This window comes from Kosakonia sp. Marseille-Q7440, from assembly GCF_965119485.1.
Genome location: NZ_CBCPLT010000001.1, coordinates 2,675,522 through 2,693,991, shown reverse-complemented (window position 1 = coordinate 2,693,991; position 18,470 = coordinate 2,675,522). Strand labels below are relative to the sequence as shown.

Below are 18,470 nucleotides of genomic sequence, written 5' to 3'. Positions count from 1 at the left end.
TTAACGAGAGACGTAATGCAGACATTAGCGACGATATTAGATCTCATTCCGGCCCCTGACGAGGCGGCGATGGTGCGCGCCCGGCAGCACCTCGATGGCTTACTTAAGCCGGTTGGCAGCCTCGGGCGGCTCGAGTCGCTGGCGGCTCAATTAGCGGGAATGCCCGGCCTTAAGGGCGAGCTGCGGGTCGATGAGAAAGCGCTGATTGTGCTGTGCGCCGATCACGGCGTCTGGCATGAAGGCGTGACGGTCTCGCCGAAGGCCGTGACCGCCATTCAGGCGGCGAACATGGTGCAGGCCAACACTGGCGTGTGCGTGCTGGCGGCGCAGGCCGGGGCGAAGGTGCATGTGCTGGATGTCGGGATTGACGCGGAGCCGATTGCGGGGCTTATCACTATGAAGGTCGCGCGCGGCAGCGGGAATATCGCCAGCGGCCCGGCAATGACCACTGAACAAGCGGAAGCGGTGTTGCTCTCGACAGTGCGTTACACCCGCCAGCTTGCGGTACAGGGGGTGAAACTGTTTGGCGTTGGCGAGCTGGGAATGGCCAACACCACGCCAGCCGCAGCGGTTGTCAGCGTGCTAACCGGGAGTGCGCCGGAGGCAGTGGTCGGTCTCGGTGCCAATCTGCCGGAATCATTATGGGATCATAAAGTGCAGGTGGTGAGCAGGGCGCTTGCCATTAATCAGCCGGATGCGACCGACGGGCTGGATGTGCTGGCAAAAGTGGGTGGCTACGATCTGCTCGGGATGACCGGCGTGATGCTCGGCGCCGCCTCCTGCGGGCTGCCGGTGGTGCTGGATGGTTTTCTCTCTTACGCCTCTGCGCTGGCGGCGTGCCGGGTAGCGCCGCAGGTAAAACCTTATCTGATTCCCTCTCATCTCTCCGCCGAAAAAGGGGCGCGTATTGCTCTTGCAGCGCTCGGTCTTGAGCCCTATATCTCGATGGAGATGCGTTTAGGCGAGGGCAGCGGTGCGGCGCTGGCAATGCCGCTGGTGGACGCCGCTTGTGCGATTTACAACCAGATGGGGACGCTGGCGGGCAGCAATATTGTGTTGCCGGCGCAGTGAAGGTTGCCGGATGGCGCTGCGCTTATCCGGCCTACAAAACAGCATGCATTCGGTTTGCGTAGGCCGGATAAGGCGTTAGCCGCCATCCGGCACCAGTAAAAGTGCAACAGACCGGTCGCTATACCGTTAAGCCGCCATCCGGCAAAACGCCACTACTCGGCCTGCTGCATCACCTGCAACAGCGTATCCAGCAAGCCGGGAAAACAGATATCCAGGTCCTCGCGGCGCAGTGAAATCATATTCTCCCGCCCCTGCGGGCGCTGCCACACCACGCCGCTGTCGCGCAGCACGCGCCAGTGATGGGTCATGGTCGATTTCGCCACCTCCTGCGGACGCAGCGTGTTGCAGCTCATTTCACTGCCGTCGGCCAGGCGCCTGATGATGGCCAGCCGCAGCGGGTTGCCGAGCGCAAAAAGCACATTTTCCAGGCGAAACTGCTCACGTTCAGGGTGGTTAGCGATCATACTTTTCCTGTATTAACGATGGGGCTGCGGCTGACTCAGCGGCGCTACTATACGCAAACTGCTTGTTTAACACCACGACCGCTACCCCGGATACACCAATCAAAAGAATAGTGAAAATAGTTCGAATATACTCGTACAGTTGTACTATGCTAAACGCCGTTAAACCTCTGCGGCTCATTCGGGCCGCCAACTAACAGTCAACAGACTAAGGACGCATCATGCCCCGACCCATTCCTCTCGAACGTTATCGCAACATCGGTATCTCCGCGCATATCGATGCCGGTAAAACCACCACCACCGAGCGCATTCTGTTTTACACCGGGATGAGCCATAAGCTGGGGGAAGTACACGATGGCGCGGCAACCACCGACTGGATGGCGCAGGAGCAGGAGCGCGGCATTACCATCACCTCCGCAGCGGTAAGCTGCTTCTGGCCCGGTATGGATCGCAATTTTGAACCGCACCGCATCAATATTATCGACACCCCCGGCCACGTCGATTTCACCATTGAAGTGGAGCGCTCTATGCGCGTGCTGGACGGCGCGGTGATGGTCTACGACTCGGTGGGCGGCGTACAGCCGCAGTCAGAAACCGTCTGGCGGCAGGCCAATAAATATCACGTTCCGCGCCTCGCCTTCGTGAACAAAATGGACCGCCCCGGCGCAGACTTTTTCCGCGTGGTGCAGATGATGATCGACCGCCTGAAAGCCAACCCGGTGCCGATTGTCATCCCGATTGGTGCCGAAGAGCACTTCACGGGGGTTATCGATCTGATCAAAATGCGCGAAATCATCTGGGATGATGCCACGCAGGGCATGTCCTTTAGCTATGCCCCGGTGCCGGAAACGTTGCTGGCAACCGCGCAAGAGTGGCGCGAAAAAATGGTCTCTGCGGCAGCAGAAGCGAACGAGGCATTGATGGATAAATACCTCGAAACCGGTGAGCTGGACGAAGCTGAAATTATTGCCGGTCTGCGCCAGCGCACCATCGCCGGTGAAATCCAGCCGATGCTCTGCGGTAGCGCATTCAAAAACAAAGGCGTGCAGCGCATGCTCGACGCGGTGGTTGAGCTGATGCCCTCGCCGCTGGATATTCCGGCGATTCAGGGCGTGGATGAAAAAGGCCAGCCGGCGGAACGTCATGCGAATGATGACGAGCCCTTCTCGGCGCTCGCCTTCAAACTGATGACCGACCCCTACGTCGGCCAGCTGACCTTTATCCGCGTCTACTCGGGTGTGCTGAAAAAAGGCGATGCGGTCTATAACCCGGTGAAAGGCAAAAAAGAGCGCATCGGGCGTATTGTGCAGATGCATGCCAACGATCGTCACGAAGTGGATGAGCTGCGCGCGGGGGATATCGCCGCCTGTGTCGGGTTAAAAGATGTCACCACCGGCGACACGCTGAGCGATCCGGACAAGGTGATTACGCTTGAGCGCATGGAGTTCCCGGAGCCGGTGATCTCGCTCGCCATCGAGCCGAAGACCAAAGCGGATCAGGAGAAGATGGGCATCGCGCTGCAGCGGCTGGCGGCGGAAGATCCGTCATTCCGCCTGCATACGGATGAGGAGTCCGGGCAAACCATCATCTCCGGGATGGGGGAGCTGCATCTGGAGATCATTGTTGACCGCATGAAACGCGAATTTGGTGTGGAAGCGAATATCGGTCGCCCGCAGGTTACTTATCGCGAAACGCTGCGCAAAACCGTTAAAGAGATTGAAGGCAAGTTTGTGCGCCAGTCCGGTGGTAAAGGGCAGTATGGCCATGTAGTGCTGACGCTGGAGCCACTGGCGGCGGGAAGCGGCTTTGTATTTGAAGACGCGACCAAAGGCGGCGTGGTGCCGCGCGAGTATATCCCCTCCGTTGAGAAGGGGCTGCGTGAAGCGATGAACAGCGGCGTGCTGGCGGGCTACCCGGTGGTGGATGTGAAAGCGACGCTAACCTTTGGCTCTTATCACGATGTCGACTCTTCGGAGATGGCCTTCCGTATGGCGGCGATCTTTGGCTTTAAAGAGGGCGCACGCAGAGCAGATCCGGCGATCCTTGAACCGGTAATGCATGTCGAAGTAGAGACGCCGGAGGAGTACGCCGGGAATATTATGGGCGATCTCTCTTCGCGTCGCGGCATGGTACAGGGGATGGAAGAGCGCTTCGGTAGCCAGATTATCCGTGCCGACGTACCGCTGGCGGAGATGTTTGGCTATGCCACCACGCTGCGTTCAATGTCGCAGGGGCGTGCAACCTACAGCATGGAGTTCCATCACTACGCGGAAGCGCCGCGCAATGTGGCAGAGGAGATTATCGCCAGCCGCAGTAAAGGATAAGTTTTAACTCGTCACTTCAAACCCCGCTTTGGCGGGGTTTTTTTATGCTCAATTGTTGTGCAGTGCAGTTGTTCTTTGCGCGGCTTCGCAACCTTTTTTTCCCGCTGCTGTTTTTCACCGAAAGTCTGGAAGCGTGCTTCCAGACTGCGTTTTTGGGCAGGCGAAATCAATTTTATCAAGGCAAGATGTCAATATAGTTTTTAGTCTATATAGTAAGCGATCTATATTGCCGGCGTGAGTTTACGCTGCATCTGCAGAAGATCGACAAAAGGAGTAAATGCAATGAGTAAAACACTCGAGCAATTAATTGCCGAACAGACACCTGAGGTTGTCGCGAAGGCGCAAACCCTGGTGCAGGAGATGCTGCTTAATATTCACCTTGCTGAGCTGCGTGAGCGCGTGCAAAAAACGCAGAACGAAATGGCGCAGGAGCTGGGGCTTAAGCAGCCCACTGTGGCCGTGATGGAGAAGCAGGGGAGAGATATTAAGTTATCGACGCTGAAACGCTACGTCGAAGCGACGGGCAGCAAGCTGCGCATCGATATCGAGTTACCCGACGGCTCCCATTATGGTTTCGCGCTCTGACAGCAGATCCCAGGAAGCCGACTATCATTAGCAGACATCCGCTGCGCCTGAGGAAAGGTTATGTTGCGTCCTGTCACACTGCTTTGCGCTTCCCTGCTGTTATTGTCAGCCCAGCCTGCGCTGGCGGTCACTTATCCGTTACCGCCGGAAGGTAGCCGGCTGGTGGGTAGCCCGCAAACCATCACCGTGCCGCAGGGCAACACCTTTCCGCTGGAAGCCTTTGCCGCGAAATATGGCCAGGGGCTGAGCAATATGCTGGAAGCCAACCCCGACGCTGACCCCTATCTGCCAAAAGCCGGTTCACAGCTGGTCATCCCGCAGCAGATCATCCTGCCTGCCACCGTGCGGGAAGGCATTGTCGTTAACGTCGCGGAAATGCGGCTCTATTACTACCCAAAAGAGAGCAATACCGTTGAGATCCTGCCGATTGGTATCGGTCAGGCCGGACGCGAAACGCCGCGTAACTGGGTGACGGCCGTTGAGCGTAAACAGGCGGGTCCTACCTGGACACCGACGGCCAACACCCGCAAAGCGTACGCCGATGAGGGCAAAACCCTGCCGGCCTTTGTGCCTGCCGGGCCGGACAACCCGATGGGGCTGTACGCCATCTATATCGGTAAGCTGTATGCCATTCATGGCACCAATGCGGATTTCGGCATCGGCCTGCGCGTCAGCCAGGGCTGTATCCGCCTGCGCAATCAGGACATTAAACACCTGTTTGATAACGTGCCGGTCGGTACGCGCGTGCAGATTATCGATGAGCCGGTGAAAGTGAGCCGCGAGCCGGACGGCAGCAGTTGGGTCGAAGTGCACGAGCCGCTGTCGCGCAACCGCGCAGAGTTTGAATCGACGGCAAAAGTGCCGCTGCCCGCCACGCCGGTACTTAACAGAATCGTCAAAGAGGCGGGCGCGGATGCAAGCCAGGTGACGATGGCGCTGGAGAGACGTTCAGGCATGCCGGTAAAAATCGGCGCGCCAGCTGTGAACAACAGCGAAATGCGAGGCATTGAGCGGATGTAAAAGCGGGCAGGCACTTGCTCAATTAATTTGAATGTTATTGTTAAATCAATGTTATTTCATCTTATGGCGTTAAGCGTAGAGTAGGGGCACTTACGATTTCCTGAACGAAGGACGACGACGCCATGAAAAAGATCGGTTTTTTATCATTTGGTCACTGGACCCCCTCGCCGCAGTCCGGCACCCGCTCTGCGGCTGACGCGCTGCTGCAATCAATCGATCTGGCGGTCGCCGCAGAAGAGCTGGGCGCAGACGGCGCTTACTTCCGGGTGCACCATTTCGCCCGCCAGCTCGCCTCGCCGTTTCCGCTGCTCGCCGCCGTTGGCGCGAAAACCAGCCGCATTGAAATTGGTACTGGCGTGATCGATATGCGTTATGAAAACCCGCTCTATATGGCGGAGAGCGCCAGCGCGGCGGATTTGATTGCCGGTGGTCGTTTGCAGCTTGGCATCAGTCGCGGCTCGCCGGAGCAGGTGATTGATGGCTGGCGTTATTTCGGCTACCAGCCCGCCGAGGGCGAAAATGAGTCCGACATGGCGCGACGTCACACCGAAGTGCTGCTCGATGCGCTGCGCGGTGAAGGGTTTGCTAAACCCAACCCGCAACCGATGTTCCCCAATCCGCCGGGTTTGCTGCGCCTGGAGCCTTACGCAGAAGGCTTGCGCGAGCGCATCTGGTGGGGCGCAGGCTCTAATGCCACAGCGGTGTGGGCGGCGAAACTGGGGATGAATCTGCAAAGTTCGACGCTGAAAGATGACGAAACGGGCGAGCCGTTCCACATTCAGCAGGCGCAGCAGATCCGCGCCTACCGGGAGGCGTGGAAAGCCGCCGGTCATACGCGGACACCGCGCGTCTCCGTCAGCCGCAGCATCTTTGCCCTGATGAACGATCGCGACCGCGCCTACTTTGGCGGCAGCCGCGACGACGATGACAAAATCGGTTTTCTTGATGAGAAGACACGTGCGATTTTCGGTCGTAGCTATGCCGCAGAGCCGGACAAATTGGTTGAACAACTTAAGCGAGACGAAGCGATCGCCGAGGCGGACACCCTGTTACTGACGGTGCCGAACCAGCTTGGCGTTGACTATAACGCCCACGTTATTGAATCAATTTTGAAACATGTTGCGCCTGCGATGGGCTGGCGCAGCTAAGTAAACGCGCCCTGCCGCACGCGTGTCGGCAGGGCGTTTTTTTACCGCATGACAGAAAGATAAAGTAGCTGTAAACGCTTTTGCATATTATTGATTTAAAAATAAATATAACTCTTTCTCGCTCTTCGCTTTTTCTGCCAGTTAAAAAGCAGCGTATTACGCGTTTTGTCTCGTATAAGACGTCATATTCCTCCCCGCTTCGCTTGAAATCCTTTCCACTCAAACTGTTACTCAGAGTTATCTCCCTTGCGATTTTGTGACGGCTGCTACACTTATTGGCGTTATCAGTAACGACATAACGTCATTTCCGCGCGGTGAAACGCTTCGTTTTTGCAGGCGGTTTCGCCCCCACACAAGGAGATAAGGTATGACAGACTGTCCACAAAATCCTCAGCACGCGCAACAACAACAGTGGCCCGGCAGTTTTTTTCAGATGGAACCGAAACCCGATCACGGTGAAGCGGATTATCAGGGTTCAGGTCGCCTGAAAGGCAAAACCGCCATTATCACCGGCGGCGACTCCGGCATCGGCCGGGCTGTTGCCATCGCCTATGCCCGCGAAGGCGCAGACGTGGTGATCTCCTATCTCGATGAGCATGATGATGCGAAAGACACCGCACAATGGGTTGAAAAGGCAGGGCAGAAAGCCGTGCTGATTGCGGGAGATATCACGAATGCGGAACATTGCCGCAATATTGTGGCGCAGACGGTGGAGCAATTCGGCAAGATCGACATCGTGGTGAATAACGCTGCCTACCAGATGACGCGCGAGTCGCTTGATGAGATCAGCGATGACGAATTCGACCGCACCATGAAAACCAATCTCTACGCCATGTTCTATATCTGCAAGGCGGCGGTACCGCATATGCCGGCGGGCGGGTCGATCATTAACACGGCCTCGGTGAATGCCGATCAGCCGAAGCCGAAACTAATTGCTTACTCCGCGACTAAAGCGGCGATTATCAATTTCTCCGGCAGCCTCGCTGCGCTGCTGGCTGAAAAAGGCATTCGTTCAAACGCCGTTGCGCCTGGACCCATCTGGACGCCGCTTATCCCGGCGACCATGCCGCCTGAACAAGTTGAGAGCTTCGGCAGTGAAGTCCCGCTTGCGCGCATGGGTCAACCCGCAGAACTCGCCTCATCCTATGTGATGTTAGCCAGCGATGAAGCGAGCTATATCTCTGGTGCGACTATTGCCGTCACTGGTGGCGTTGCGGTTATCTGACACTCAAGGAGGCGTGATGAAGGCTTATCCTCTGGCACTCAGTGTGCCTGTTGCCACGCATATCTTCGGCGGGCAACGCATTAAGCAGCAGTTGGGCAAAGCGGATCTGCCCGATTCACGCATCGCGGAAACCTGGGAGATCAGCGACGTTGACGGCATGATCGCCTCGGTAGTCAACGGTGAATATGCAGGTTGCAGCCTGCGTGAGCTGGTGGAGCGCTATCCCGATGAGATGGTGGCACCCGGCTGGCGCGGCCCGTACTTTCCGCTGCTGAGTAAGTTTATCGACGGCAGCGGAATGCTGCCGGTGCACCTGCATGCCAATGATAAAGTCGCGCAGGCGCTTGAGCAGCAGCCGAACGGTAAAACCGAAGCCTGGTACATTTTGTCGGCGGCGGAAAACGCGACCTGTCTGCTTGGCGTGCGTGAGGGCGTCGATAATGCACGGCTGAAAGCGGCGCTACTCGCCGAGGATTACGATGCGGTGATGCATCGGGTGCCTGTCAAAGCGGGTGATACTTTTTACGTACCCGGCGGCATGCTGCACAGTTTTGGTCCCGATACGCTGATTTATGAAATCGAGCAGACCTCGGATATCCAGCAGCACGCCATGCCGTGGCGGATGGAGGATGGCTCGCGCCTGAGCCAGCAGGAGTGGGAGCGCAATATTGATGCACTGTTACAGGAGCTGCGCCCGGAACTGCGCTGTGAGCCGCAGCCAGGCCTTGTGCTTGAAGCGCCAGACCTGAAGCGGCTCTTCTGCTGCGCCGGGCCCTACTTTGCGCTGGAGCGCTGGTCGTTCAGCCAGCCGCAACGTTTTCATTTCAACAGCGCGCGTATTCTCACTAATCTCGGTGCGCCACTAACCGTTGAGGCAAACGGCGTCAGCGTCCCGGTTGGGCGGGCGGCATCGCTGCTGCTGCCCGCCGCGCTGGATGAGGTCACCCTGCGTGATGCGGGTGAGGTGCTGATCGGCTATGTGCCGGATCTGATGGCTGATGTGCTGCAACCGCTACGCGCAGCGGGCTACCGTGAAGATCAGATTGCCGCGCTGGGCGATATGGATGGGCAACTGCGTTAACTGAGGCAGGCAGAATGCAAAAAGCCCGCTCGGGTTTCCCTGAGCGGGCTTCTTAAATGTGGCTCCTCTGACTGGACTCGAACCAGTGACATACGGATTAACAGTCCGCCGTTCTACCGACTGAACTACAGAGGAATCGTGTGGAGGCTTATCTTAGCGGCGAAAAATCTTTTGTCAAACCCCATTTCAGGGGAGGGGAGTCAACTGCTGATTCCATCAGCGATTTGCATGTATTGACACCAATTTATGCTGAATTGCTTTGCAGGATCACCATTTCTCCCCCATCATTTGAAATGTAATTTCATCTTTTACGGCAAGGACTATTTTGAACGTCGTCACCCCCCTTCGCCAGGCCGTCATGCGTACCCCCTGGTATAGAAAGCGTAAAAGCTATCGTGTGCTCTTCTGGCGGGAAATCACCCCGCTTGCGGTGCCGATCTTCCTCGAAAACACCTGTGTGCTGATGATGGGCGTGCTCAGCACCTTCCTCGTGAGCTGGCTGGGCAAAGAGGCGATGGCGGGCGTGGGCCTTGCCGATAGCTTTAACATGGTGGTGATGGCCTTTTTTGCCGCTATCGATCTCGGCACCACAGTGGTGGTGGCCTTCAGCCTCGGCAAACTCGACGCCGAGCGGGCGAGGTCGGCAACGCGGCAATCGCTGATGATTATGACGCTGTTCGCCATCGTGCTGGCGGCGGTGATCCACTACTTCGGCCGTGAAATTATCGATGTTATTGCCGGGGCGGCAACCCAGCCGGTGAAAGATCTGGCGCTCACCTATCTTGAGTTAACGGTGCTGAGCTACCCGGCGGCGGCGATTGCGCTGATTGGCAGCGGCGCGCTGCGTGGCGCAGGGAACACGAAAATCCCGCTGCTGATTAATGGCGGCATGAACATTCTTAATATCATCATCAGTAGCGCGCTGATCTACGGTGCTTTTGGCTGGCCGGGAATGGGCTTTGCTGGTGCGGGGCTCGGGTTGACCATTTCGCGCTACATCGGCGCAGTGGCGATTATCTGGGTGCTGATGATTGGCTTTAACCCGTCGCTGCGCATCCCGCTTAAAAGTTATGTTGAGAAGCTGAACTTCAACATTATCTGGGAAGTGATGGGTATCGGCATTCCGGCCAGTATCGAATCGGTATTGTTTAACGGCGGTAAACTGTTGACGCAGATGTTCGTCGCAGGAATGGGCACCAACGTGATTGCCGGGAACTTTATCGCCTTCTCCGTGGCGGCTCTGATTAACCTGCCCGGTAACGCGCTCGGCTCGGCCTCGACGATCATTACCGGTAAACGGCTTGGCAAAGGGCAGATAGCTCAGGCCGAACGCCAGCTGCGCCATGTATTCTGGCTCTCGACGCTGTTACTGACAGCGATTGCCTGGGGAACCGCGCCGTTTGCCGGCTGGTTCGCTGCGTTTTACACCCATGAAGAGGATGTAAAAGAGGTCGTTAAGGTGCTTTTATGGCTTAACGCCGCGTTTATGCCAATTTGGGCGGCGTCATGGGTGCTGCCCGCCGGGCTGAAAGGCGCACGCGATGCGCGTTTCGCGATGTGGGTGTCGATGCTTGGCATGTGGGGCTGTCGCGTCGTGGCAGGTTATACGCTTGGTATCGTATTAGGCATGGGCGTGGTCGGCGTCTGGCTGGGGATGTTCCTTGACTGGGCGGTGCGCGGCGCGCTCTTCTACTGGCGAATGGTCAGCGGCCGCTGGCTGTGGAAGTATCCGAAGCCGCAGAAAACCCCGGCGGAACGGACCATTTCTGCACAGAATGGAGAATAATTCGGCAAACGCGCCAAAATGTGAAATCAGGCTTTGACATAGCGCAGGGGCACCGCTAATATTCGCCCCGTTCACACGATTCCTCTGTAGTTCAGTCGGTAGAACGGCGGACTGTTAATCCGTATGTCACTGGTTCGAGTCCAGTCAGAGGAGCCAGATTTAAGAAGCCTGCTTACGAGCAGGCTTTTTGCTTTCTTACTTTTGGCAATCTCCCTTACATTTACTCAACCGCCTGCTCAGCTTCCCATGCGCCCAGTCGCATCACTGCGATATTGTTTTTCTTCCCTTTTTTTACCACGATCGGTAACCCATGCCGCAATAGCGAGTGGGTGACGGACCAGGCTAAAAAAGAGATCGACGAACCGGGCATTTCCATAAAATTTATTGTTCTCTTCCCGGTACTCAATCTGCGTAGAGTGAAGCTCGCCGGATCAACGGTAACGTATAAGGTAGATAATCCCAGCGGGAATGCTGGTCGACCTGACTTTAAAACCAACACAGATCCACCAGCAAAAGAGTAGTGTGACGGAAATGCTCACCAGGATGCTCATCCACTCAACAGGCTTCAGGCTGGCGAAAAAATGCTGGATAGCCATTGGTTTCGTTACCTTAGTTTTTGCAATTACCCATCATACCAACCTTTATAGAATCTTGCTCGTTGTAACAAATAGTGAATGTTTCACCCGGACGGTATTTATGAGCATCGAATATTTTAACGGTAACATATTTACCTACTACAACTGGATTTTTCTCAGCCTCAAGTTTATGCCTTAATGTAGCAGCAATTGACCTTCGGATTTTGATTGGCATGCTGCTATGCACTGACTGTATGTGTGACAGTTTCTCGACCAGTGTACTTTGAAGCGTCATTTGCCCGTTCGCGAAGAATTGTATTTCTCATAACTATGACCGTGAAAATGATCGCCGACGTACAGATCAAGATGCCTGTCCACATCGCAAAAATTCTATAATACCTATTTATGAGCCTTTTGTTTTGGGGTGGTTTTGTTTAAAACACTTTAATTGATTGCATTACCCATCACGATGAGTTTCGTCGGCTCGTTTTCTAGATAACGTATTGTAGTCTTATTCCCTGCCTTGAACTCATCAGCATGGAAAATACGTACAAAAATTTCCCGCTGCGTAACGATTTTTTGACCATTTGCCACAAATTCTAGAGAAAGATTTAGATGCAAGGTGCCCTCAACGTTCTGGTTTTTATCCTGTTCGGCATGAGTGATAAGCGCTGAAGTCTCTTTGCCTCTATCCTTAATCATTTCGTTCTCACGTCCACTAATCACGGAGTTACGAACGCCGATAAAGATGATTATCACTGAAAAAACGACCAAACACATTAAGATCCAAAAGCTAATAGTTGCCATTTTCATATACTTAAACGAAGGTTGTTAATGTGCTTATAAATGCACGAAAAGTGGTTAAAGTGGTATCTACACCACTAACAAATTTTACTTTGCCCAGATGGCGTTTAAGTTCGAACCCCTTATTTTTAATTGCTAATGCACCGAGTGAAATACTAAATCCTGTCGAGCTTATGGATGCCGCAGTGTTACTCCAGGACGCTGCGGTAAAGCTCTCAGAAGCAAATGTCATGCTAAATGAGTTTCCGGTAAAGCTCTCATTATGTGACTTCGCTTTGCTCTTAATGTTCGGTGCATCAAGATTAATCTTTGTTGTACTGCGTAACGTAATCTCATTAGGACTGAAGATCGTTATCGTTCCGCCCTTAACGTTCTGCTCCCAGTTGCCGCCCGGAACATTAATCACCACACCGCCATTGATCGTTTCGTTGCGACCATCACCTCCAACTATCGTAGTCTGACCAAGATCGTAATTTTCAGTAATACGCTGCGTGACGTGATGCGTCTCATCGCCCTCGACCGTTGTTTCGCGTTTTTGCTTCACATAAACCTTATCGCCGTTATCAATATCAAGCTGACGCCCTTTAAAGACTGTGGTTTGCTCGCCATTATTAAAGGTCTTCGTCTCTTTCTCATCAACGGTGGTGGTGCGCGTCTTATGGTAATGGAACGTGGCATCGCCTGTTACATCATCTTTCTGATCACGTTTGATATTTGTGGTGCGTGAACCGTCAATATTGACGGTCTTATCGTTCTCTACCGAAATATGCATATCTTTTTCGGAGTGCAGATCGATGCGCTCATTGCCGGGATTATCTTCGAAGAACAGATAACTGGAATTGTCTTTATGACCATCTTTACTGCGCGTCATAAAGCCCATCATGGTCGCTGCGGCAGGAAGCTCCCACGGCGGCATGCTCGATTCGTTATAGACGCGGCCAGTAATAATCGGACGATCCGGATCGCCATTAATAAAGTCGACGACCACCTCATCGCCAACGCGAGGAATTTGTACGCCGCCAAATCCCTGGCCTGCCCACGCGCTGGAGACACGGATCCAGCATGAACTGGTATCGTCACCTTTCGCCTGACGATCCCAGTGGAATTTAACTTTTACGCGACCATAGCGATCGGTCCAGATACTTTCGCCCGCCGGGCCGACCACGCGCGCGGTTTGCGGGCCATAGGTGCGCGGCCAGGCTGTTTTGCGCGCCGGGCGGTAGGCTATCGACGCGGGTACCACCGTAAAATCAGTGTGATGCTCGCTATTGCCGCTGTCCGAACTGGCGTACTGATTCTCTTCAAAGTAGTAATTAGCGTCAGTCACCAGCCAGTTACCGTTATCTTCTGCGAAGGGAGCATTAATCAACTGGAATATATGGCCTGGCGCAATGCCGGTCGCTGTACCGGTGCCAAAAGTTTGTTGATGTTCAACCTGCCAGCGCTCTTGATTGACGCGTGCATAGGCTTCGCCCTGATTATGATCGACATAGCGTCCCGGCCAGTCATACACATCAACGGTGCCCGGTTGCGGCGCGGCAGAGTTTTGTCGCGCCTGGAAGAGCCAGGCATTAGGCTTGCGAAAGTCATAATCATCCAGGCTATAAAGACCCGGCGTCACGCGGTTCTCCATTGACCACTGGCTGATTCCCTCCTCAGTGGTTGAACCGCCCGATGAGGTCTGGTGGTAAGGGATCGTTTCATAACCTTCAAAGGGCCGATATTGCGAACCTGCATCTGTCAGCACCAGCGTGTGGCTCTCTTCGCTGTGGCGAAAGTGCCAGGCGATACCTTCCTGCTCAAGCAGGCGGCTGATAAAGTCCAGGCTGCTCTCTTGGTATTGCACGCTGTAATCCCAGATACGAAAGTTTTCCGTCAGCTTGTCATCGACCTTAACCTGATACTCGTTTAGCATCTCTTTAACAATTTCCGGCACGGTTTTACTCTGGAAAATGCGCATATTGCGATCCAGTTTCATCGGCCAGAGATCGGGTTCAATAGTGAGGGTGTAGGCTGCATAACGCGTCCCGGAGAGTTCAACGGGGCTGACAGCCACGCGTGTGACTTTACCATTGAGGTAGCGAGAAGCGAGGCCGTTTTGGGTGGGAAGAGTGACAGTGGCTGGTTTGCCCAGCAGGTTGCTGCGGTTAATTCGCGCATCCTCACCCAACAGAGTCAAGGTCCAGACAAAAGGCTCAGACACCGCCTCACGACCAGTGAGTTTCCAGAAGCGAAGCCCCTGACCTTCAGGAAGGTTTACCGATATTCGTCTCTGCATCGTTGAAGATCCCTGGTTTTTTGCCCTACCTTACCATTCAGTTATGAGGGTTTTCGCCCAACCGCAGCGATTTTAAGAATCTTCTGTCTACTAAATCTGGTAGCTCACCGCCAGCCGAAACCAGCGGTGAGAGAGGCAGGTTTATCGGAAAGGGGGTTCGTTAAAGGTGCGCAGCTTACGCGAATGGAGACGATCGCCTTCGGCGCGCAGCAGGTCGATGGCGCGAATACCGATTTGCAGGTGTTCGGAAATCGCCCCTTCGTAGAAGCGGTTCGCCTGGCCGGGCAGCTTGATCTCGCCGTGCAGCGGCTTGTCCGAGACGCAGAGCAGCGTACCGTAAGGCACACGGAAGCGATAACCCTGCGCGGCAATGGTCGCGCTCTCCATATCAATCGCTACCGCGCGGCTCAGGTTAAAGCGCAGCGCTGAAGCGGAGTAGCGTAGCTCCCAGTTGCGATCGTCGGTGGTAACCACCGTGCCGGTGCGCAGGCGCTGTTTCACCTCTTCGCCGGGCATCTCGCTCACCTCTTTGGTGGCGTCATACAGTGCGCGCTGCACTTCGGCGATGCTCGGAATCGGGATGTCCGGCGGCAGGACTGCATCAAGAACATGATCATCACGCAGGTAGGCGTGTGCCAGAACATAATCACCAATCTGCTGGCTCTCGCGCAGGCCGCCGCAGTGACCAATCATCAGCCAGACATCCGGGCGCAACACCGCCAGGTGATCGCAGATGGTTTTCGCATTCGACGGGCCAACGCCAATATTGATAAGCGTTATACCCTGACCGTCCGCCGTGACTAAGTGCCAGGCGGGCATTTGATGCTTCTTCCACGCCAGATCGGAGATCGCCTGCTCTGGCGCTTCGGTATCGGCGGTGATCCAGTGTCCGCCCGCGCAGGATAGGGCGATATAGGGGCTATCGGGATCGAGGATCTGGCTGCAACCCCAGCGCACGAACTCATCGACATAGCGGGTATAGTTGGTAAACAGCACAAACGGCTGGAAGTGCTCGACCTGCGTACCGGTGTAGTGGCGCAGGCGCGCTAGCGAGAAGTCGACGCGGCGGGCGTCAAAGTGCGACAGCGGGTAGAGTTCGGTCGGATGGAACAGGCCATCTGCCGTCTCATCGCCAATCTGCGCCAGTTCAGTGGTCGGGAAAAAGCGCGTCAGGCCAGCGCTCATTGAGCGATCCAGCGTCAGCTCTGAACCGTCTATCACATAAGGATAAGGGATCTCGTGGGCCGACAGGCCAACCTCGATCTGCGCGCCATAATCCTGGCACAGCAGCGTGAGCTGCTCGATAAGATAGGCGCGAAACAGTGACGGGCGGGTAATCGTGGTGGAGTAGCGGCCCGCGTGGGTAAAGCGTGCATAAGCGCGGGTTTTCGACGGCTTGCTTGCGCTGCCGTTCCAGCTCACCGACAACTGCGGGTAGACGAACAGCCCTTTTTCACGCGCTTCAACGTCAGGAAGCTCACCTTTCTCAATATAGACACCAATCGCCTCGCGAAGGGCATTGACGGAGCGGTCATACAGCGCTTCCAGCTGATCCAGCGCCTGTTCCGGGGTCAGATTTGCACCCTCGTTGGTCATTTTTATCTCCTTATCTGCGTTACGGCTCTACCGATAATATGTCACGACTTTGTGAAACGAAAGTTGCCGGACAGTGATTCGGAAGAAACGGGGGGAGAAAAGATCCGGCGCGCCAGCGCACGCCGGAAGCGGGTTACGCGTGGATGTTGACCAGCGTACGGCCATGAATATTGTTGTTGAGGAATTCGGCGGCGGTAGCAGGGACCTGTTCGAGCGCGATCTCTGTTGCGGCTTGCTGGTAATAGCTCTCCGGCAGCGTGCTTGCCAGCTTCTCCCAGACGGCGCTGCGCTTTTCAGTTGGCACCATCACAGAGTCAACTCCTTGCAGACGCACATTGCGCAGAATAAACGGCATTACGCTGGTCGGCAGATCAAAACCGCCCGCCAGACCGCAGGCCGCCACGCAGCCGCCATAGTTGGTCTGCGCCAGCACTTTTGCCAGCACCTTGCTGCCAACCGTATCGACCGCGCCTGCCCAGAGCTGCTTCTCCAGCGGGCGCGTCTCATTAAACTCACTTCTTGGCAGGATCTCATCGGCGCCCAGCTGGCGCAGGAACGCATGGGTTGATTCGCGACCCGTCACCGCCGCAACGCTGTAGCCCAGCGTTTTCAGCAAGACAACCGCCGTGCTGCCGACGCCACCGCTGGCACCGGTAACCAGCACCGTGCCATCCTGCGGTTTTACGCCCGCCTCTTGCAGGGCGTTAACGCAGAGCATGGCGGTAAAACCGGCGGTGCCGATGATCATCGCATTGCGCGCGCTCAGGCTCTGCGGCAGCGGGACCAGCCAGTCGCCCTTCACGCAGGCCTGGGTTGCCAGGCCGCCCCAGTGGTTTTCCCCCACGCCCCAGCCGGTGAGGATCACCGCCTGGCCTGGCGTGTAGCGCGCATCGCGGCTTTCACTGACGCGACCGGCGAAATCGATGCCCGGCACCATCGGGAACTGACGCACGATTTTGCCTTTACCGGTAATCGCCAGCGCATCTTTGTAGTTGAGGCAGGACCAGTCGATATCAACTTTTACCTCGCCCTCGGCAAGATCCGGCAGGGCGATCTCTTGCACCGCGGCGAGGGTCTGTTTCTCATGTTGTTCCAGAACTAATGCTTTCATAACTGCGTTTTCCTCGTCATGAGGGGTGGATTGCGGCGTAATGCCGGCTCTGCAGGTGTTATTTGAATATGTTGGCGGAAGAAGACCCAGAAGTGGTCGAGCGGCTCTGCGCTGCGAAAGAGCTTGGCGCGCATCACTGCACCCTCCCAGCCGGACCAGAAGAGGCTGGCCAGCGCTTCGGGCGATGCCTGTTGCGGCAGTTCGCCGCAGGCTTGCGCCTCGCGCAGGCATGCTGCCACGCGGCACTCCCAGTCGTGCAGAATGGTTTTTAGCTGCTTCGGAAAGGCATCGGGTAACAGCGGCGTCTCCTGCAACAGGTTGCCGACCATGCATCCGCGGCGGAAATCATACTTCGCCATTCCTTCACCGGCGTGATGGACAAAGGCGTCCAGCCGTTGAAGAGGCGTACGTGACGTATCGAGCAAAAAAGTGTCGAGTTTATGGGCGAAGAAGGCACCGTAGGCCTTAAGCACCGCCATACCGAACGCCTCTTTACTCTTAAAGCAGTGGTAAAACGAACCTTTAGGCACGGCGATATTTTTGATCACCGCCTCGATCCCGGCAGCGAGATAGCCGGTTTCTGTTAGCACCTCCAGACCCGAGCGGATCAGCGCCTGACGAGTGTCGGTAAAGTCGCGAGCCTTTTGCGGCGGGCGGCCACGACGCGGCTTTTGCGTCAATGTATTATCGCCATCCATAATTTAGACCGATTGGTTTTAATCAGCCTAAGGCTACGCCGGACGGGGAGAAGAGGCAAGTGAGAAGGGGAGAGAAAAATGCCCGCACAAGGCGGGCAACTCCGTCAGGCAGTCGTATTAATGGTACGACCGATAGCCGGATTAGAAGGCAACTGCGGGATCTGTTTGATCAGATCCGTTGCAATAGCTTGCTGCGAATCCAGCGCCTTTTTCAGCACCAGGGTGTTCACCTGGTTATCGAGCTGATAAGAATCAAGGCTGCTGGCTAATGATGCGATCTGAATTGGATCCATGTCGATCATCCTTTTGTTGTCGAGCAACATCGCTCAGCACGGCGAAATAAACGCCGCACTTAGTTATCGGCAAAATGGCGCAAAACTTTATGCTAAGCCTGCCCGCTACACCGCCTTCGCTGCGGCTGCCCACTGCGCGGGAAAATCCACTGAGCGCAGCCCCGGCTCAACTGCGACACGCTCTACCGAGACGAGGGCATTGATAATAAAGGGATCGCGCTGGAGATAAGCCTCAATCTGCTTCTCATCCTGTGCCTGCATAAGGATAAAGCCGCCGGAATGGTCGCTGAGCGGGCCTGCGATAATCACAATGCCTTGCTGAAGCCCTTCCACCAGCCATGTTTTATGTCCCTCGCGCCACGGCTCCAGCCGCTCAGGCGAGGTTATCCAGCGTAATGTCACTGCGTATAACAT

19 protein-coding genes and 2 tRNA genes are annotated in these 18,470 nt (G+C 55.6%); 10 read left to right on the top strand and 11 right to left on the bottom strand.

All coding sequences use genetic code 11. The features are described from left to right. Positions 1–15: 15 nt before the first annotated feature. Positions 16–1,071, top strand: coding sequence for a nicotinate-nucleotide--dimethylbenzimidazole phosphoribosyltransferase (gene cobT, locus ACWPW2_RS12660; protein ID WP_454123306.1), 1,056 nt, complete (start codon positions 16–18; stop codon positions 1,069–1,071). 152 nt (positions 1,072–1,223) lie between these two features. Here the strand turns inward: cobT and ACWPW2_RS12655 are convergent, their stop codons facing one another. Continuing rightward, complete coding sequence (locus tag ACWPW2_RS12655) at positions 1,224–1,535, bottom strand: ArsR/SmtB family transcription factor (protein WP_023479098.1); 312 nt, start codon at positions 1,533–1,535, stop codon at positions 1,224–1,226. A gap of 218 nt (positions 1,536–1,753) precedes the next feature. Here ACWPW2_RS12655 and fusA point away from each other — a divergent pair, with 218 nt between their 5' ends. The 6 genes from fusA to ACWPW2_RS12625 all read left to right on the top strand — a co-directional run bounded on the left by fusA (position 1,754) and on the right by ACWPW2_RS12625 (position 8,915). Continuing rightward, positions 1,754–3,856, top strand: a complete 2,103-nt coding sequence (gene fusA / locus ACWPW2_RS12650; protein ID WP_454123304.1) for an elongation factor G — start codon at positions 1,754–1,756, stop codon at positions 3,854–3,856. A gap of 282 nt (positions 3,857–4,138) precedes the next feature. Continuing rightward, the gene (locus ACWPW2_RS12645) at positions 4,139–4,441 is read left to right on the top strand and encodes a helix-turn-helix domain-containing protein (RefSeq protein ID WP_076770110.1); all 303 of its coding nucleotides are present in this window, start codon (positions 4,139–4,141) and stop codon (positions 4,439–4,441) included. A gap of 63 nt (positions 4,442–4,504) precedes the next feature. Further along, positions 4,505–5,461 (top strand): L,D-transpeptidase, encoded by a 957-nt coding sequence (gene ldtA, locus ACWPW2_RS12640; RefSeq protein WP_454123656.1) that lies wholly within the window; start codon positions 4,505–4,507, stop codon positions 5,459–5,461. A gap of 122 nt (positions 5,462–5,583) precedes the next feature. Then, complete coding sequence (locus ACWPW2_RS12635; protein ID WP_124967902.1) at positions 5,584–6,609, top strand: LLM class flavin-dependent oxidoreductase; 1,026 nt, start codon at positions 5,584–5,586, stop codon at positions 6,607–6,609. Between the two features lie 367 nt (positions 6,610–6,976). After that, positions 6,977–7,834 (top strand): glucose 1-dehydrogenase, encoded by an 858-nt coding sequence (locus tag ACWPW2_RS12630; RefSeq protein ID WP_454123301.1) that lies wholly within the window; start codon positions 6,977–6,979, stop codon positions 7,832–7,834. A gap of 16 nt (positions 7,835–7,850) precedes the next feature. Then, the gene (locus tag ACWPW2_RS12625; protein ID WP_454123299.1) at positions 7,851–8,915 is read left to right on the top strand and encodes a class I mannose-6-phosphate isomerase; all 1,065 of its coding nucleotides are present in this window, start codon (positions 7,851–7,853) and stop codon (positions 8,913–8,915) included. Between the two features lie 59 nt (positions 8,916–8,974). On the opposite strand, the gene ACWPW2_RS12620 is transcribed toward ACWPW2_RS12625, so the two are convergent. Further along, positions 8,975–9,050, bottom strand: a tRNA-Asn gene (locus tag ACWPW2_RS12620). A 5-nt stretch (positions 9,051–9,055) separates the two neighbouring features. Between ACWPW2_RS12620 and ACWPW2_RS12615 the strand changes: the two genes are divergently transcribed. From ACWPW2_RS12615 to ACWPW2_RS12605, 3 genes are all read left to right on the top strand, one after another. After that, positions 9,056–9,214: a DUF5951 family protein gene (locus ACWPW2_RS12615; protein WP_219846320.1), complete on the top strand. Its 159-nt coding sequence runs from the start codon at positions 9,056–9,058 to the stop codon at positions 9,212–9,214. After that, positions 9,214–10,701, top strand: coding sequence for an EmmdR/YeeO family multidrug/toxin efflux MATE transporter (locus ACWPW2_RS12610; protein ID WP_454123654.1), 1,488 nt, complete (start codon positions 9,214–9,216; stop codon positions 10,699–10,701). Before ACWPW2_RS12615 ends, ACWPW2_RS12610 begins: the two co-directional genes overlap by 1 nt. Positions 10,702–10,781: 80 nt before the next feature. Beyond that, a tRNA-Asn gene (locus tag ACWPW2_RS12605) sits at positions 10,782–10,857 on the top strand. Positions 10,858–10,921: 64 nt separating this feature from the next. On the opposite strand, the gene ACWPW2_RS12600 is transcribed toward ACWPW2_RS12605, so the two are convergent. The 9 genes from ACWPW2_RS12600 to ACWPW2_RS12560 form a co-directional block, all read right to left on the bottom strand. After that, positions 10,922–11,200: a hypothetical protein gene (locus tag ACWPW2_RS12600; protein ID WP_454123297.1), complete on the bottom strand. Its 279-nt coding sequence runs from the start codon at positions 11,198–11,200 to the stop codon at positions 10,922–10,924. A 110-nt stretch (positions 11,201–11,310) separates the two neighbouring features. Next, complete coding sequence (locus ACWPW2_RS12595) at positions 11,311–11,511, bottom strand: hypothetical protein (RefSeq protein ID WP_454123295.1); 201 nt, start codon at positions 11,509–11,511, stop codon at positions 11,311–11,313. A gap of 209 nt (positions 11,512–11,720) precedes the next feature. Next, the gene (locus ACWPW2_RS12590) at positions 11,721–12,083 is read right to left on the bottom strand and encodes a hypothetical protein (protein ID WP_312120155.1); all 363 of its coding nucleotides are present in this window, start codon (positions 12,081–12,083) and stop codon (positions 11,721–11,723) included. A gap of 10 nt (positions 12,084–12,093) precedes the next feature. After that, positions 12,094–14,358 (bottom strand): type VI secretion system Vgr family protein, encoded by a 2,265-nt coding sequence (locus ACWPW2_RS12585; protein ID WP_454123293.1) that lies wholly within the window; start codon positions 14,356–14,358, stop codon positions 12,094–12,096. A 141-nt stretch (positions 14,359–14,499) separates the two neighbouring features. Next, on the bottom strand, positions 14,500–15,954 hold the full coding sequence (locus ACWPW2_RS12580; protein ID WP_023479170.1) for an AMP nucleosidase: 1,455 nt from the start codon (positions 15,952–15,954) through the stop codon (positions 14,500–14,502). 133 nt (positions 15,955–16,087) lie between these two features. Next, positions 16,088–17,065: an acrylyl-CoA reductase (NADPH) gene (gene acuI, locus ACWPW2_RS12575; protein WP_454123290.1), complete on the bottom strand. Its 978-nt coding sequence runs from the start codon at positions 17,063–17,065 to the stop codon at positions 16,088–16,090. Beyond that, a complete protein-coding gene (gene acuR, locus ACWPW2_RS12570; RefSeq protein ID WP_312120163.1) occupies positions 17,062–17,763 on the bottom strand; it encodes an acrylate utilization transcriptional regulator AcuR in 702 nt (233 codons plus the stop codon). The genes acuI and acuR overlap by 4 nt, the downstream gene beginning before the upstream one ends. A 104-nt stretch (positions 17,764–17,867) precedes the next feature. Continuing rightward, a complete protein-coding gene (locus tag ACWPW2_RS12565) occupies positions 17,868–18,056 on the bottom strand; it encodes a YjfB family protein (protein WP_023479145.1) in 189 nt (62 codons plus the stop codon). Between the two features lie 105 nt (positions 18,057–18,161). Beyond that, positions 18,162–18,470, bottom strand: a complete 309-nt coding sequence (locus tag ACWPW2_RS12560) for a YciI family protein (protein ID WP_454123287.1) — start codon at positions 18,468–18,470, stop codon at positions 18,162–18,164.

What these genes read in the sequence shown, in the direction of transcription:
- acuR (WP_312120163.1), bottom strand. Translation starts at nt 17,763, where the DNA reads ATGGATGGCGATAATACATTGACGCAAAAGCCGCGTCGTGGCCGCCCG.
- ACWPW2_RS12580 (WP_023479170.1), bottom strand. Translation starts at nt 15,954, where the DNA reads ATGACCAACGAGGGTGCAAATCTGACCCCGGAACAGGCGCTGGATCAG.
- ACWPW2_RS12565 (WP_023479145.1), bottom strand. Translation starts at nt 18,056, where the DNA reads ATGGATCCAATTCAGATCGCATCATTAGCCAGCAGCCTTGATTCTTAT.
- ACWPW2_RS12635 (WP_124967902.1), top strand. Translation starts at nt 5,584, where the DNA reads ATGAAAAAGATCGGTTTTTTATCATTTGGTCACTGGACCCCCTCGCCG.
- ACWPW2_RS12625 (WP_454123299.1), top strand. Translation starts at nt 7,851, where the DNA reads ATGAAGGCTTATCCTCTGGCACTCAGTGTGCCTGTTGCCACGCATATC.
- fusA (WP_454123304.1), top strand. Translation starts at nt 1,754, where the DNA reads ATGCCCCGACCCATTCCTCTCGAACGTTATCGCAACATCGGTATCTCC.
- ACWPW2_RS12630 (WP_454123301.1), top strand. Translation starts at nt 6,977, where the DNA reads ATGACAGACTGTCCACAAAATCCTCAGCACGCGCAACAACAACAGTGG.
- ACWPW2_RS12595 (WP_454123295.1), bottom strand. Translation starts at nt 11,511, where the DNA reads ATGCCAATCAAAATCCGAAGGTCAATTGCTGCTACATTAAGGCATAAA.
- ACWPW2_RS12655 (WP_023479098.1), bottom strand. Translation starts at nt 1,535, where the DNA reads ATGATCGCTAACCACCCTGAACGTGAGCAGTTTCGCCTGGAAAATGTG.
- acuI (WP_454123290.1), bottom strand. Translation starts at nt 17,065, where the DNA reads ATGAAAGCATTAGTTCTGGAACAACATGAGAAACAGACCCTCGCCGCG.
- cobT (WP_454123306.1), top strand. Translation starts at nt 16, where the DNA reads ATGCAGACATTAGCGACGATATTAGATCTCATTCCGGCCCCTGACGAG.
- ACWPW2_RS12590 (WP_312120155.1), bottom strand. Translation starts at nt 12,083, where the DNA reads ATGGCAACTATTAGCTTTTGGATCTTAATGTGTTTGGTCGTTTTTTCA.
- ACWPW2_RS12585 (WP_454123293.1), bottom strand. Translation starts at nt 14,358, where the DNA reads ATGCAGAGACGAATATCGGTAAACCTTCCTGAAGGTCAGGGGCTTCGC.
- ACWPW2_RS12645 (WP_076770110.1), top strand. Translation starts at nt 4,139, where the DNA reads ATGAGTAAAACACTCGAGCAATTAATTGCCGAACAGACACCTGAGGTT.
- ACWPW2_RS12560 (WP_454123287.1), bottom strand. Translation starts at nt 18,470, where the DNA reads ATGTTATACGCAGTGACATTACGCTGGATAACCTCGCCTGAGCGGCTG.